Source organism: Achromobacter sp. NCFB-sbj8-Ac1-l, from assembly GCF_052695805.1.
The window spans coordinates 5,424,995-5,440,886 of record NZ_CP199812.1 but is presented as its reverse complement, the minus strand read 5'-3'; the positions used below and the strand labels follow the sequence as shown (position 1 = coordinate 5,440,886).

At 71.3% G+C, this 15,892-nt stretch carries 5 protein-coding genes; all 5 read left to right on the top strand.

The genetic code is table 11. The features are described from left to right. Positions 1-57 precede the first annotated feature (57 nt). Entirely contained in the window at positions 58-750 is a 693-nt protein-coding gene (locus ACUDP5_RS24965; protein ID WP_445657478.1) for a TonB family protein, read from the top strand. Between the two features lie 4 nt (positions 751-754). Next, a complete protein-coding gene (locus ACUDP5_RS24960; protein ID WP_263909875.1) occupies positions 755-1,303 on the top strand; it encodes a sigma-70 family RNA polymerase sigma factor in 549 nt (182 codons plus the stop codon). 16 nt (positions 1,304-1,319) lie between these two features. Continuing rightward, on the top strand, positions 1,320-2,288 hold the full coding sequence (locus tag ACUDP5_RS24955) for a FecR family protein (RefSeq protein ID WP_445657477.1): 969 nt from the start codon (positions 1,320-1,322) through the stop codon (positions 2,286-2,288). A gap of 173 nt (positions 2,289-2,461) precedes the next feature. Next, a complete protein-coding gene (locus tag ACUDP5_RS24950; RefSeq protein ID WP_445657476.1) occupies positions 2,462-15,148 on the top strand; it encodes a filamentous haemagglutinin family protein in 12,687 nt (4,228 codons plus the stop codon). Next, complete coding sequence (locus tag ACUDP5_RS24945) at positions 15,148-15,858, top strand: RNA polymerase sigma factor (RefSeq protein WP_445657475.1); 711 nt, start codon at positions 15,148-15,150, stop codon at positions 15,856-15,858. Before ACUDP5_RS24950 ends, ACUDP5_RS24945 begins: the two co-directional genes overlap by 1 nt. Positions 15,859-15,892 lie beyond the last annotated feature (34 nt).

Here is a 15,892-nt window from a genome sequence, read left to right as displayed (position 1 = left end):
CCATATCGCCCGATGATAGGTACCCCGGCACCGCTCAGTGTGTTGGCGCTGGTTGGCGTGTGTCTCCTTTGCCTGGCGACGCCCATCCTGGCGGGCGGGACCGCGTCCGCGGCGCTGGCCGATCGCCTGCGCGGCGAGCGGTATGACTTTGCCTTGCCCGCGCAGCCGCTGGGCGACAGCCTGGAGGCCATCGGCCATGTGGCGGGCGTGGCCGTGCTGGTCGATGAGCGGCATGCGCGCCAGGCCGCGCCGGCGCTGTCGGGGCGGCTGACGGTCATGGACGCGCTGCGCCGCTTGCTGGATGGGTCGGGACTGCGCATTCGCCAGACGGACGGCGAAGCCATCGTGGTCTATGCGCCGTCCGCCGACGGGCCGGGCCGTGCCCCTTTGGATGCCGGGCCCGCCTTGCGCGCCGAGGACATTCCGGGCGCGCGCGCCGGAGGCGCCGATTTCAGTGGATACATCGGGCGGCTGCAGAAGGCCCTGCTGCGCACGCTGTGCGGCAGTGCCGCCGCCCGGCCGGGGGAGTACCGCCTGGCGTTGCAATTGCGGCTGGATGACGGCGGCCACGTGACGCGGCTGCGCCTGCTGGACAGCACGGGCAGCGGGCGGGTGGATGCGGCGGTGACACGCGCCCTCCAGGGCATGGACGTGGGCGCGCCGCCGCCTGCGGGCATGCCGCAGCCGGTATCGATTCTGCTGTTGCCCGGCGGCACGCATTGCGCGGCGCCGCGCCGGCCTGCGGAGTGATGCGATGTCGATGATCTCCGCTGCGCTGCTGCGGCTGCGCCTGATTGCCCGCTACGCCGAACTGCGGCGCAGCCTGGAACGCATCGTCGGGTCGCGTGACCAGGCGTCGGCCGCGCTGCACGAAACCTGGCTGCGGCTGGATGTGGCCAAGCCCGCCAGCCCGGTGCTCAACCCCGATGCCTACCTGCTGCGCATGGCGGCGCGGATTGCCACGGACGACTGGCGGCGCAATCGCGAGCCGCTGGCCGACGACGAGCGCGAGGCGCTGCTGCACGTGGCCGACGAAACCGCGGACCCGCAGCGTATCGTGGCGGCGCGGCGCGACGTGCGCTCGCTGGAGGTCGCCATGGACGAGCTGCCGCCGCGCCAGCGCGCCATTCTGGCGGCGGCGCGCGTGGATGGGCTGCTCAATGCCGAGATCGCCGAACGCTTCCAGATTTCGGTGGCGATGGTGAAAAAGGAACTGGCGGCCGCGATGCGGCATTGCCGCGAACGCCTGGCCGACACCGAGGCCGTGGCCAACGGCGATGTTGTCGGCCGGCGGAAATTCTGACACGATGCTCGGCGCCATGAACCCCTCCCAAGACCCCGATCGCTTGCGGCGCGAAGCCGAGCAATGGTGGTTGCGCCTGCGTGACCGCGATGCGACGCGCGGCGACGCCGAAGCGATGAAGCAGTGGCGGGCACGCAGCCCGTCGCACGCGCAGGCCTGGGCCGAGGTGACGCGGCTGTGGCAGGACCTGGACCCGGTGTTGCGCCAGGCCGCGCGCCGCGATCCGGGGCTGGCGCATCCGCCGGCCAGAAAGGGCCTGACCCGGCCCGCCCGTCGGGCGTTTCTGGGGGCGGCCATGGCCGCGGGGGGTACGGCGGTGGCGGTGTGGCCACCACTGTCCCTGTGGCCGTCGCTGCTGGACTACACCGCCGACTTCCGCACCGGCACGGCCGAGCAGCGCGAATTGGCGCTGTCTGACCAGCTGCACGTGCAGATGAATACCCAGACCCGCATCAACCAGCGCGGCGTGCAGGCCGGCGGCGCGGCCATCGAACTGGTGGCGGGCGAGGCCCAGGTCGAGGCCGCCGGCAGCGGCGCGCCGGTGATCGTCTACGCGGGCGCCGGCGCCACGCGGGCGCGGCAGGCGCGCTTCAACCTGCGCTACACCGGGCCCCAGGTCTGCGTGACCTGCCTGCAAGGGTCGGTGCAGGTGGACGGGGCGGGCGCGCAGCGCACCCTGGCCGCGGGCGAACAGCTCATCTATGACGACACCGGATTGCAAACGCCGCAGGCGGTGGACACCGCGCAAGTGGCCGCCTGGCGCACCGGCACGCTGACGTTCGCGGGGCAGACGCTGGCCGAGGTGGTGGACGAGATCAACCGCTATCGCCCGGGCCGCGTGCTGCTGCGCAATGCCGACCTGGCGGCGCGGCGCGTGCGCATGCGCTTCGAAATTACCCAGACCGACCTGGCGCTGCACATGCTGCGCGACCTGTACGGCGCGCAGTTGACGCGCCTGCCGGGCGGCATCGTGCTGCTCAGCTGATTGCGCTGTTACAAAATAATCGGGGGTTTTCGGTAGCCCTTCCTTCGCGTCCCTCCGTCATTGGAGTATGAGCCGCCATCACGCGCCACGAACGCGCCGATGACGTGATCTCGCTCCCTTGGCTACACGGATCAGGATTGCCCGCTATGACATCGCGTCTTCGCAAACTCCCTATGACCCGCCTTGTTGCGGCTGGCGCGCGGGGAGGTCGGCTCAAGCCGCTGCCTGCCGCGCTGGCGCTGATGCTGGTGTCGGGGGGCGTGGCCATGCCGGCCTCGGCGCAACAGGCGTTCAGCAGCGGCTGGTTCGCGGCCAAGAACGCGGCGCAGACGCAGGCCATCACGACGGGCCGGCTGCCCAACGGGGCGCCGGTGAGTTCGCTGACCGGTGCGCGCCAGGCGCAGGCGGCGCGCGAGCAGTTGCAGCGGTCGGTGGGCAACCTGGGCACGACGGCGGCGGCGATTGCCGCGCAGCAGGCGGCGCAGCGTGCCGCGCGCGACGCGGCGCTGGCGTCGGGCGCACCGGTGCCGGACGGCCTGGTCGAAGGCGGCCTGAAGGTGGATGCCAATCCGCTGACGGCGGGTTGGCGCAATGCCCGGGCGCCCGTGACGACCGTCGAAGACGGCCGCACCAAGGTCGCCATCGAGCAGACCGGCTCGAAGGCCGTGTTGAACTGGGAAACCTTCAACGTGGGCAAGCGCACCACAGTGCAATTCCAGCAGGAATCGACCTGGGCCGTGCTCAACCGCGTCAACGATCCCAAGGCGCGGCCGTCGGTGATCCAGGGGCAGATCAAGGCCGCCGGCACGGTCATGGTGGTCAATCGCAACGGGGTGGTGTTCGACGGCACCTCGCAAGTGAACGTGCGCAACCTGGTGGCGGCGGCGGCGCGCATCAGCGACACGCAATTCGAGAACAACGGCCTGTACGGGCCGGACGACAAGACGCCCAGCTTCACGGACGCGCTGGGCAAGGTGGAGTTGCGGCCGGGGGCGGTCATCGAGACCAACCGGCCCGCCACGGTGACGCAGTCCGGCGGCTATGTGCTGCTGCTGGGCCGCGACGTGGACAACGCCGGCACCCTCACGACCGCTCGCGGACAGGCGGCGCTGGCGGCGGGCGACAGCTTCATCATCAAGCGCGGCCAGGGCACCGAGGGCAACGCCGCGTCGACCACGCGCGGCAACGAAATCACGCCGACGGGCGAGGGCGTGGTGACGAGCCGCGGCCTGATCCTGTCGCCGCAGGGCGATATCACGCTGGCGGCCCGCACGGTGGACCAGGCCGGCGTGCTGGCGGCGTCCACGTCGGTGGATTCGCGCGGCACGATCCACCTCAATGGCGTGGGCGCCAAGGCGGCGGTGACGCTGCGTTCGGGCGCGGTCAGCGCCATTCTGGTGGACGCGGACAAGGCCACCGCGCTGGACGGCCAGCGCGACAACCTGATGCCATCCAGCGTCGACACGACCGGCAAGCTGGCGCAGACCGACCGCAACCGGCGCGACCTGTCGCTGGTGCAGATCGACAGCGGCGGCACGGTGGATTTCCAGCGCGATTCGTTGACGTTGGCCACCGGCGGCCAGATCGCGGTCAAGGCGGCCGGGCGCAGCCTGGTGCGTGAAGGCGCGCAGCTGGACGTGGCCGGCGCCATCGGCGTGGCCGTGTCGATGGAGTCGAACAATCTCAAGATCAACCTGCAAGGCAACGAGCAGCGTGATTCGCCGCTGAACCGCGACGATGCGCGGTTGAACAACAACGACGTATGGCTGGACCGGCGCTCGCTGCTCCGCGTGGCCGGCGGCACCGGCGGCTACGAGGGCGACCGCTGGTACAGCGGCGGCGGCCTGCTGGAAGTGGGCGGCTACCTGGGCACGCTGGCGGTGCCGGCCAGCCACTGGCTGGCGCAGGGCGGACAGGTCCGCTTCGAAGGCGCCGAGGTCGTGACGCAGGCCGGCTCGACCATCAACCTGTCGGGTGGCACGCTGGACGTGCAGGCCGGCACCTTGCAGCAGACCTGGCTGCGCGGCCAGGACGGCCGGCTGTACACGGCCGACCGGGCGCCGGCCGACCTGCTGTACACCGGCATCTACAACGGCTTCGAGCAGCGCTCCGAACGATGGGGCGACAAGGCCACGCGCCGCTTCTACAACGCGCTGCTGGCGCCGCGCACGCGCCAGGAAGATGGCTACACGGTGGGACGCGATGCGGGGGCGCTGGTCATCTCGACCCGCAGCGCCGTGCTGGAAGGCGACCTGGTCAGCAACACCTACCAAGGCGTGCGGCAGGACCGCGCGCCGCAGGCGGGCCTGGACGGCTACAGCCAGTCGCAACGCGCGGTGGCGCGCGGCGCCGCGCTGGTGGTGGGCAACGATGTGCGCTACTACGACCCCGTCACCAGGCAGCTGTACTACCAGCTGGGCGCCACGGCGGATACCGTGGCCGAGGTGACGGTGGGCGCGGGCGGGCCGCGCGTGGCCGACGGGCTGGACCTGGCGGCCGCGCTGCCCAAGGAAAACCTGGGCAAGCTGTTCCTGGACGCGGATCGGCTCAATGGCTTTTCGCTGGGCCGGGTGCGCATCGCCGCGGGCCGCTCCATCACGGTCGATTCGGCGCTGCGCAGCGCCGACGGCGGGGAAATCACGCTCTATGCGCCCGAGGTGGACATCAAGGCCGATCTGGTCAGCCGTGGTGGCCTGATCCAGGGCGGCAACATCCTGCTGCAACCGAGTTTCCTGGCGGCGCGGATCGAAGACGCGGGCCTGGCGCCCCAAGCCGATCAGAAGCCCCGGGTGCACGTGGCGTCGGGCGTGCTGCTGGATGCCCGCGGCGTCTGGGCCAACCTGCTGCGCGATGCCGAGGGCCTGGCGGGACTGCCGGTGCGTGATGGCGGGCGCGTGGCGCTGCGCAGTTCGGGCGATGTGATCGTGGACGCGGGCAGCGTGCTGGACGTGTCGGCCGGCGCCTCGGTGCTGGCCGACGGCAAGCTGCAAGGCGGCCAGGGCGGCAGCGTCACGCTTGCCGCCTATGCGCCCAGCAGCATGGCGGCAAGCGGCGGCCTGCTGTCGATGAAGGGTGACGTGCGAGGCTATGGCGTGACGGGCGGCGGCACCTTGTCCGTGTCCAGCGGCGGGCGCATTGTGCTCGGCGGCCCGCTGGACCCTCAGGAAAAGGGCACGCTGCGGCTGGATGCGTCGTTGTTGCGCACGGGGTTCGGCAGATACGAGATCAACGGTTACGACGGCCTGACGGTGGCCGAGGGCGCGCAGATCGACGTCACCATGCCGGTGCTGCGGTTGCAGGGCAGTACCGCGCAGGCGCCGGGTTCGGGCATCGAACCGGGCGAGGTGCTGTCGCGGTGGACGCCGCCGCTGTACACCGAAGACCCGCTGCGCGGCCGCCTGACGCAGCGCGGCGGCGCGGACCTGGCGCTGTATTCGGACCGGGCCACCGTCGGCGGCCCGATCGTGGTGGGCGAGGGCGCACGCGTCAGCGTGGACCCTGGCCGCACGATCCAGATCAAGGGCGCGGACCAATTGACGGTGCTGGGCCGGCTGGACGCCTGGGGCGGGCGCATCGCTATCGGTGAGCCGCGCATCGGCGAGCAGCCCTACGGGCCCAAGGCGAATCCGCGCTCGGTCTGGATCGGCGAGCAGGCGGTGCTGGACGTGGCCGGGCGCAGCCATGTGGCGGTGGACACGAAGGGCCAGCGCTATGGCGTGGTGCAGGCGGGCGGGTCGATCGAGATCGGCGGCAAGATCGACTGGGAAGCCGACGTCGATACGCTGAACCGGCCCATCGACCGGCACATCATCCTGCGGCCGGGGTCGCTGCTGGACGCATCGGGCACGCAGGCCGTGCTGGACCTGCCAGGCCGCGGCGCCACTGTCGTGGGGTCCGATGGCGGCACGATCGTACTGTCGTCCGCCAACGGCCTGCACCTGGATGGCAGGCTGCGCGCGGCGGCCGGTTCCAGCCAGGCGGCCGGCGGCACCCTGGGCGTGTCGCTGGCCGGCGCGTTCTACATGCGCAACCAGTCGCCGGAACTGGCGGTGCAGGCGGAACGCCAATTGATCCTGGCGCAACGCCAGGGCGAAAGCCTGCTGGCCGCGGACCTCAAGCCGGGCCAGGCCAGTGCGGCGTTGGCGTATGGCTATGGCCGTCTGGGCGTGGATCGCATCGAGGCGGGCGGTTTTGACAACCTGGCGCTGCACGCCGATGTGCGCGCCGATGGCAACGTCTCGCTGGCCTTGCGCCAGAGCCTGCGGCTGTCGGGCGCGCTGTCGTTGCAGGAAACGGCGCCTGGCGCCAGTGGGGTGAACCTGAGCGCGTCGTATGTGCTGTTCAACCAGGCGCGCTACCGGCCGCTGGACGGCGCCGACGCCTTCCTGCAACTGGTGTCCGCGCCGCTGAAGTATCTGAACGCAGGGCACCGGTTGAATGTGGCAGCCGACCTGCTGGATGTGCGCGGCATGCGCGACCTGATCACCTTTGACGACGTGCGGTTCGACGTGCAGGGCGACATGCGCATGGGCGCATCGGGCTTTGGCGACCGCGGCCTGATCAACAAGCTGGCCGCGCCCGGCCGCCTGACGCTGACCGCGGCACAGATCTACCCGGTCACCGGTTCGGGCGGCACCATCGCCGTCGGCGACTACATCGTCAAGGGACCGAACGGCGCCATCGCCAGCTACAACCACGATGCCGTGCTGACGTTGCGGCGCACGGACGGCCAGACGCCGGCCATGCCCTATTCCGCATTCGGGGCGATCACCCTGGCGGGGCCGCTGATCGAGCAGGGCGGCGTGCTGCGCGCACCGTTGGGCGCCATCACCTTTGAAAGCCGCTCCGAAAAGCCGAGCACGGTGCGGTTCCTGCCGGGCAGCATCACGTCCATCAGCGGCGGCGGGCTGCTCATGCCCTACGGCGGCACGGTGGACGGCGTGAAATACGCCTATGCCGGCAAGGACGTCACGCCGGATCCGACCCGCAGCGACGATTTACTGGGCAAAAAGATCCAGATCCAGGGCAGCGTGATCGAGGTGGCCGCGGGCGCCGTGCTGGATCTGTCCGGCGGCGGCGAACTGACGGGCGGCGCATTCGTGCGTGGCCGTGGCGGTTCGGTCGACGTGCTGCGCTATGCCATGGCCGACGCCAATCCGGGATTCGGCTTCAGCCGGTCGGGCAACGCGGTCTATGCCATCGTGCCGGGTTTCGCCGGCAACCAGGCGCCGGTCGCACCCGATGCCGGCGCGGGCAATCCCGCGGTGGGGCGGCAGGTCACGGTCCAGGCCGGCGTGCCGGGCCTGCCGGCGGGCACCTATACCTTGCTGCCGTCGACGTATGCGCTGCTGCCCGGCGCCTTCCGCGTCGAGCTGGGCCCGCAGGGCGCCAATGAAGCGTCGGTGACGGCGGCGACGCGCGGCGGGTCGTGGGTGGGCAGCGGGTTGCTGGGCACGGCCCGGACCGGGCAGCTTGCCGCACTGCCGACGCGCCTGTTGATCACGCCGGCCGACGTGGTGCGGCGCCATGCGCAGTACAACGAGACGTCCTATAACGCCTTCGTGCTGGCCGACGCGGCGCGCAAGGGCATCGCGCGCGGCATGCTGACCACGGATGCCCGTGCGCTGCATCTGAACCTGGCGCAAGGCGCCGGCATGGGCGATGCCCCGGCGCTGTCGTTCAAGGGAACCGCGCGGTTCGACGTGCCCGCGGGCAGCGGCAGCTACGCCGGCCGCCTGGCGGTGACCGGCCCGGCAGACGGCCTGGAGATCCTGGCGGCTGGCCAGGCGCCTGTGCTCGGCCCGAAGGCCGCGGCGATCCATGCCGCGGACCTGAACGCCTTGTCGCCTGGCGCGATGTTCATCGGCGGCACCGTCGGGGGCCAATATGCGTCAGGTGCCCGCAGCGTAGGGGGCAACGTAAAGCAGGTGGTCGTGCGCAGCGGCGCCGCGTTGCGGGCGCCCGAGATCTTCCTGTACTCGCTCGATGGCGGCCGGGGCATCCTGGTGGAGCAGGGGGCGACGCTTTCCACGCTGGGGCGCGGCGACGTGGCGCAGGATGCGCGTACGGGCCTTTACTACGACTTGACCAGCGGCGCCATGCTGGCCCTGTCCAACGGGCTGGTGAACCTGCTGGTGCCCAAGTACGGCAGCGGCACGGCCATCGATGTGGGCGGCTGCCTCACGGATTGTTCGGGGCCTGCCCGCCTGCTGTCGGAAGGCTCGATCGGCGCCTCCACCAGCGGCGCGTTCACCTGGCGCGACACGGTGCAATACGGCACCCGCAATCTGGCGCTGAGCGTGTCGGCCGTCAACCTGGGCAGCGCCCAGGCCCTGCAACAGGCCGGCGCGGCAGGCCGCCTGCCCCCGGGCCTGGCGCTGAACCAGGACGTGCTGGGCAATCTGCTGCGCGGCAACACCGCGCTGGAAGCCCCGGCGCTGGAAAGCCTGATCCTCAACGCGGGCGAATCGGTCAACGTGTACGGCGCGGTCTCGCTGGACGCGCGCGGCGCGGGCGGGCGATCGTTGCAGCGGCTGGTGCTGGGCGCGCCGGCCATCTATGGCTACGGCGCGGCGGGCGATACCGCCACGATTGCCGCCGCTGAATTCGTGTGGGCGGGGGCGACGGCCGCCGACCGTGGCGGTTCAAGCGGCGCCGGCGCCAACAAACCGCAGGCGCCGGGCGGCGCGATCCTGGACAGCCTGGGCAGCGGCGCGCTGAACATCGCGGCCGATGTGATCCGGCTGGAATCTTCGCCCTATCAATTGCCGAACGACCTGGTGCCGGCCGAGCGCCTGGTGCTGGGCTTTTCGTCGGTGACCCTGGACGCCGCGCAGATGATCTCCGGCCGCGCCAAGGGCGGCCTGTCGGTCTATCACGCGCCGGATGGCTACACGGCGCAAGACGGCTGGCGCTATCGCGATGGCGATCTGCTGATCCGCACGCCGCTCTTGACCGGCGAGGCCGGGTCGGTGACGGCGATCAAGGCGGGCGGTGCGCTGGCCATCACGGGCACGGGGGCCGCCGCCGCCGCACGCAATGGGCTGGGCGCCACGCTGAACCTGGCCGGCCGCAGCGTCTTCGTGGATACGACGGTGGCGTTGCCGTCGGGCAAGCTGTCGGTCAAGGCCGATGGCGATATCACGCTGGGCGCGGGCGCGCGCCTGGACGTGTCGGGCCGCGAGGTGCGGCTGCTTGACCAGTTGCGCTACAGCTGGGGCGGCGATGTGGATCTGCAAAGCACGGCGGGCAACATCACGCAGGTGCGTGGCGGCCTGATCGATGTGTCGGCGGTCAACAACCGCGCAGGCCGTATCCAGGCCATTGCGCTAGGCGACGGCGCCGGCCGCCTGGACCTGGGCGGCTCATTGCGCGGCACGGCGTCGGGCCTGTATGACGCGGGCGGCACGCGGGTGGCGTACGAAAGCGCCGAGGCCGTGCTGCGCGCGCAGACCGTGGCGGATTTTGCCGACCTGAACGCGCGCCTGACCGAAGGTGGCGTGTTCGGCGCCCGCCGTTTCCAGATCAAGCGCGGCGACCTGGTGGTGGGCGACGAGGTGCGCGCCCGCCAGGTCGAGCTGGTGCTGGACGGCGGCAGCCTGACCGTCAACGGCCGCATCGACGCCAGCGGCGCGCAGGTGGGCAGCATCCGCCTGGCGGCCATGCGCGACCTGGTCATCAACGGCCTGCTGGACACGCACGGCACCGGCCTGCGCGTGGACAGCTACGGCAAGATCATCGACAGCGTCAACCGCGCCATGGTGGACCTGACGTCCCGCGAGGGCACGCTGGTGCTGGGCACCGGCGCGGCGGTGGACCTGCGCGCCGGTACCGACGCGCCGAACCATGATGGCGTGGCGCGCGGCACGCTGGACCTGAACGCGCGCCGCCTGGGCGGCGGCAGCGGGCAGGGCGCCCTTGCCGGGTCGGGCGACGGCGCCAACGACGTGGCCGTGACGGTGCTGGGCACGCCCGCCATCCTTGGGGCCAAGACCGTCGCGGTGAATGCTTTCCGCCGCTACAACGATGCGCCGCTGGCGAGCGCGCCGGACGTGACGGGCAAGGTGCCGCAGCTGATCTCGCAGGCCTACCTGGACGGCATCGATAGCCAGAGCCAGGCCTTCATGACCGCAGCGCTGGGCAATCCGGCGTTGTCCGCCCGTCTGGCGGCCCTGGGCAATTACCATCTGCGCCCCGGCGTCGAGGTGGCCAGCGCCACGCCGGAGGGCGACCTGAGCGTGGTGGGCGACATCGACCTGTCCAACTATCGCTACGGCCCGAACGTCGACCGCATCACGCCGGCTCGGCGCGGCTATGGCGAACCGGGCGTGCTGGTGCTGCGCGCGGGCGGCAACCTGAACATCTACGGCAGCGTCAACGACGGCTTTGCGCCACCGCCGGATTCGCCGGACGATGCCGCCGGCTGGCAGTTGGTCGAGGGCCGCTACGGCTCGCAGGCCGTGACGCCGTTCGGCGGCGACCTGGTGATGCCGATCGGCGGCGTCAAGCTGGAAGCGGGCACCTCGTTCCCCGAGGGACGCACGCTGAACTACGACTTGCCCGCGCGTCCCGCCACGTTGCCGATGGGCACGGTGCTGCCGGTCGCCATGACGCTGAACGCGGCGTTGTCGCTGCCCGCCGGCCTGGTGCTGACGGGCGACGTCACCCCCGCCAGCGGCAGCGTGCTGCGCGCCGGTACGGTGCTGGCGGGCGAGGTCAAGCTTGAAGCGGGGTCGATGCTGGGCGCTGGCTTCGTGCTGCGCAGCAGTGCGTCGATGCGCGCCTTCACCTGGCCCAAGGGCGTGGCGTTGCCGACCGAACTGGTGGCCAGCACGCAGATCGTGCTGGCGCAGGGCGCGCTGATTCCGTCCCAGACCAAGGTGGTGCTGCTCGATGGCAAGCCGGTGGATCTGCGGCCCAAGGGCCCGGATGGCAAGCAAGGCCGCAACTGGGCGCTGGCGCCCATGCTGGGTCCGGGCGCCAGCGCCTGGAGCCTGACCGCGGTGGCCGGCGCCGACCTGGACTCGGCCGACGTGCGCGCCCGCAACGTGCTGGGCAAGGGCGACCTGGTGCTGGCCGATACGCACTACGGCCTGGCGGCCCGCGCGACCCAGACCACCAAGACGATCTTCGTCGGCGTGATGGTGTTGACGCCGGCCGGCGCCGAAGACCTGTTCGGCGACCCGCTTTTGGTCGGCAAGCCCATCAAGGAATTGGCCGAACAGTGGGGCTTCGAATGGGAGGAGATGTGTGGCTGGGGCGACTATTGCACGCCCGCGCCGCGCACGGTGTCGGAAACCGGTTCCATGAACTGGTGGGGAGACTTGAGCTGGGTGGGCAAGCCGGTCGAGCAGCTCGTGGCCCAGTTGGGCATCACCGTAGACGAATTCTGCGCCGATGCCACCAATTGCCTGGGCGGCGGCACGAGCGAAACCATCGTCACCCGCGAATACAAGTATGGCTTTGGCTCGCCGGCCTTCAGCGTGCTGCGCACCGGCACGGGCGACCTGTCGCTGCTGGCCGGGCGCGACGTCGGCATGACGTCGTTGTACGGCGTGTACACGGCGGGCACGCAATCGTCGCTGGGCGCGGCCGATGCGCGGTTCAACCTGCCGCGCGGGGCCGACAAGGACACCGGCACGCTGGGGCTGATCCAGCTGGACGGCAAGTATGACGCCGCCCTGTCCGTGTACCAGGCCTGGTATCCCGACCAGGGCGGCAACCTGGTGGTGCAGGCCGGGCGCGACGTCTACGGCGATGCAGTGGGTTCGGGCGCAGACGCGGGCGTCACGCTCGAGGGCTCGTCTCCCCGTGCACGTTATGCCAACACGCTGACCGGCGCGTGGCTGTGGCGCCAGGGCAGCCTGGGCACGCCGGGCGTGGCGGACATCGCGCCCAGCTGGTGGATCAACTTTGGCAGCTATGCGGTGAACGCTTCCGTGGGCGGTGGCTATGAAGAGCCGCGGCTGCTCGGCTTTACCGGCTTCGGCACGCTGGGCGGCGGCAACCTCAGCATTTCCGCCGGGCGCGACGCGGGTATCCGCGATGCCCGCGGCGATGCGGCCCGTTACGTCAATGGCGTGGAACCGCGTTCGCAAGGCCTGACCGCCGTGGTCGGCAGCACCGGCCGGGTGCTCGATGGCAACCTGGTGCTGACGGGCGGGGGCGACCTGGACCTGCGGGTGGGCGGCAGCATCAATCCGTCATTGGCCGCCACCCAGCTGAACGCGACCGGGCCGCACACTGGCGGCACCGACCACCTGGACCTGAACGGCGTGCTGGCGAACCTGCGCGGCCGCCTGGCCGTGTCCGCTGGCCAGATGGGCGGCATGGATCTGCGCTACGGCGACGGTGGCGGCCTGCGCGCTGCCGATCCGTATGCGGTGGGGTCCGGCCGGCCGATGGGCGGACCGCGACTGGTGCTGGGCGATGCCGTGGCGTGGATCGACACGCGCTCGGACCTGGTGCTGGGCGGGGTCAGCGACCCCGGACGGACCCGGCAGGTCAATGCCAGTCCGTACCAGCGGGTCGGCGACGCGCAGCCCGCGACGGGCGGCGGTGAAGGCTGGTTCACGCTCTGGACGCCCTCGACGGCCATCAACCTGTTTTCGGCGGGCGGCAACCTGACGCCGATGACCGTTACCAACGCCCGCTTTGGCGGTGACGAGCTGCGGCCCGAAATCACGCAGACCGATACGACGGGCCGCAGGTATTTCGTGTACCCGTCGATTTTGCGGGCGGTGGCCGCCAACGGCAACATCGTGCTGGCCGACAACGCCACCGGCGAGGACAATCCGGTACTGCTGCTGGCGCCGTCGGCGGGCGGCCAGCTGGAGATGCTGGCGGGCCGGTCCATTCTGGCCAAAGGCGCGCACACGGTCTCGATGTCGGCGGCCGATGTGGCATTGCCCACGCCCCTGCGGCCGGCCTTCAGCGCCTTCACCACGGGCCTGTACAACAATCTGATCGTGACCAACACCAGTACCCAAGGGGTGTTGCAGGCGTTCGCATGGGACTACAAGCCGCTCTTTGCGTTCGGGCCCGGCACCCCGCTGGACCGGGCGCTGCACGCGGGGGACGCGACCGTCGCCCGCTTCTATGCCGCGACCGGCGACGTGGTGGGTTTGAAGAGCGGCGCGGTGGTGAAATTTGGCGGGATGGCCGGTGTGCGCAGCGTCGACACCTGGTACGAGGCCGCGGTGCCCGTCTCGGTGCGGGCGGGCCGCGACATCCTGGGGCTGGACGTCACCGCCTTGCACAACAACGCCCGCGATTTTTCGCTGATCGAGGCGGGCCGCGACATCGTCTACGCCAATGCGCAGGTGGCGGGGCCCGGCACGCTGTTGATGCAGGCCGCCCGCCAACTGCGCCAGGAAGACGTGGCCAGCGTGCGCAGCCTGGGCGCCGTCGTGCGCGGCGATACCCGCGCCGGTGCCGACCTGGCCGTGCTGGCCGGCGTGGGCGCGGCAGGCCCGGACTACGCGGCGTTCCTGGCGCGTTACCTGGACGGCGCGCGCGGGCTGCAAGCCGGCGAAGCGCTGGGCAGCCACCCGGGCAAGGTCGTGCAGGCCTATGGCGGCGAGATGACGCTGCGCGGCTGGCTGGCGGCCGAGTTCGGCTATGCCGGCGATGACGCCGGGGCGCCGGCCGAGCTGGCGCGACAGCAGGCGCTGCGCGATGCCGACACGAGCACGGCCCGCCGCGACCTGAAGAACGACTTCGAGCAGGACAGCGGCGTCTACCTGGTCAACTGGCTGCGCAAGCACCATGGCTACCAAGGGGATGAGGCGGGTGCGGGCGCGGCCCTGGCGGCGCTGGCCCCGGCCGAACTGGGCATCTACGCGCGCCAGCTGTTCTTTGCCGAACTGAAGGAAGGCGGACGCGAGTACAACGACGATGGCGGCCCGCGCTTTGGCAGCTATCTGCGCGGTCGCCGCGCCATCGCCGCGCTGTTCCCCGACGTCGACGCCGCGGGCACGCCGCTGCGCTACGACGGCAGCTTCACGATGTATGGCGGCGCCGGGCTGCGCAGCAACTTCGGCGGCAACATCCAGCTGCTCACGCCGGGCGGCCGGCAGGTGCTGGGCGTGGAAGGCGTGGCGCCGCCGGCCAGCGCGGGCGTGGTGACGCAAGGGCAGGGCAACATCCAGCTGTATGCGCAAGGCAGCCTGCTGCTGGGCCAGAGCCGCATCATGACCACGTTCGGCGGACACATCCAGGCCTGGTCGGCCGAAGGCGACATCAACGCGGGCCGGGGCGCCAAGACGACGGTGCTGTATACGCCGCCGCGGCGCGTGTACGACGCCTTCGGCAACGTCACGCTGTCGCCGACCGTGCCGTCCGCCGGCGCGGGCATCGGCACGCTGGCGCCGATTCCCGAAGTGCCGGCGGGCGACGTGGACCTGATCGCGCCCCTGGGCACCATCGATGCGGGCGAGGCCGGCATCCGCGTGTCGGGCAACGTCAACGTGGCGGCGCTGCATGTGGTCAATGCCGCCAACATCCAGGTGCAGGGCGACAGCAAGGGCATTCCGGTGACGGTGTCGGTCAACACCAACGCGTTGACCAGCGCCAGCGCGGCGGCGACCTCGGCGTCGTCCGCGGCGCAGGACGTGATGCAGCGCGACCGGGCGGCGGCACGGCAGAACCAGCCGTCGATCTTCAGCGTGCAGATCCTGGGCTTTGGCACGGAGCAGTTGCCGGCCGGCGGCGCCGCCGAGGCGCCGCCGCCCAAGCCGCCGGCGCCGTCGGCGTCCTATGACCCGGGCAGCGCGGTGCGCGTCCTGGGCCTGGGCGAGTTGCCGCAGGCGGCGCAGCAGCAGCTGACCGAACGCGAACAGAGCAACCTGGGCCGGCTGTGATGATGACGCCTCTATCGACCGCGCGCCCGCGGGCGACGCCCGCCTTGCCGCCGCCCTGGCTGGACGTCGACACGTGGCGCCTGCCGCGCTCGCCCGTGCGGCAGGCGAGGCAGCCGGTGTGCCCGCATGACGCATCGGTGCTCTCGCACGGCGAATCGATGCCCTCGCTGGACGACTCGGCGCGCCCGCACGATGAGTCGCCCCGTCACCCTGACGGCACTGCACGCCTGCGCGATCACCTGAGCGACAGCTACGCCGCGCTGCATGGCCGGCTGGTGCGGCGGTTCCGTTGCGCCGACCTGGCGCATGAATGTCTGCACGAGGCCTGGCTGCGGTTGCAGCGGCCGGTGCTGGCCGAGGTGCGCGAGGCCGACGCCTATGTGTTCCGCATGGCCTGTCATCTGGCGATCGACCGATTGCGTGGCCAGGCGTCGTGGCTGTCCCTGGACGACCCGGCCGCCGCCTTGCCGGAACTGGTGGACGAGACCCCGGGCCCTCAGGCCGTGAGCGAGGGGCGATCGGCCCTGGCCGCGTTGTCGCGCATCCTGGACCAATTGCCGCGCCGCCAGCGCGCCGTGCTGATCGCCTTGCGGGTGGAGGGGCGCAGCCGCGCCGATGCCGCAGCATGGCTGGGCATGTCATTGCGGTCGGTGGATACGGCGCTGCGCCAGGCGCTGCGGCACTGCGAGCAGGCGGCGGCGCTTATCTGAGGCCCCCGCCGGGGGGACGCAGCCTTGCGGGCAT

Coding starts and splice junctions, on each gene's coding strand:
- ACUDP5_RS24960 (WP_263909875.1), top strand. CDS start 755: ATGTCGATGATCTCCGCTGCGCTGCTGCGGCTGCGCCTGATTGCCCGC.
- ACUDP5_RS24955 (WP_445657477.1), top strand. CDS start 1,320: ATGAACCCCTCCCAAGACCCCGATCGCTTGCGGCGCGAAGCCGAGCAA.
- ACUDP5_RS24950 (WP_445657476.1), top strand. CDS start 2,462: ATGACCCGCCTTGTTGCGGCTGGCGCGCGGGGAGGTCGGCTCAAGCCG.
- ACUDP5_RS24945 (WP_445657475.1), top strand. CDS start 15,148: ATGATGACGCCTCTATCGACCGCGCGCCCGCGGGCGACGCCCGCCTTG.